This window comes from Sphingomonas sp. LH128 (genome assembly GCF_000293195.2).
In the GTDB taxonomy this organism is placed as follows: Bacteria; Pseudomonadota; Alphaproteobacteria; order Sphingomonadales; family Sphingomonadaceae; genus Novosphingobium; species Novosphingobium resinovorum_A.
On sequence record NZ_ALVC01000632.1, the window covers coordinates 1 to 295 of the forward strand.

A 295-nucleotide genomic window follows, 5' to 3' on the forward strand; every position below is an offset into this window, starting at 1 on the left:
GGGTAAGCCCTATGGCGACGACGCGGCACTGCTCTACCGCCACTTCCTCCATTATGCGGAAGGCTCGCTAATGCCGCCGTTGCTGGTGAATCTGGTGCTGGGACGCATCCCGCTACTGGGCAAGACAGCACAGAAGAAGCTGCAGCCGATGATCGACGTCCACCTCGATTTCGTCGAGCATGAACTGGCTTTCCGACCGTGGTTCGCTGGCGATACGTTCACTGCGGCCGATATCATGATGAGCTTCCCGCTCGAAGCGGCCCGGGATCGAGGAGGACTGGAAGTGGGGCGTCCT

1 protein-coding gene is annotated in these 295 nt (G+C 60.7%); it reads left to right on the forward strand.

Annotation, left to right across the window (positions count from 1 at the left end; genetic code table 11):
• A partial coding sequence (locus LH128_RS30675; protein ID WP_008833580.1) for a glutathione binding-like protein occupies positions 1–295 on the forward strand: 295 nt, incomplete at both ends.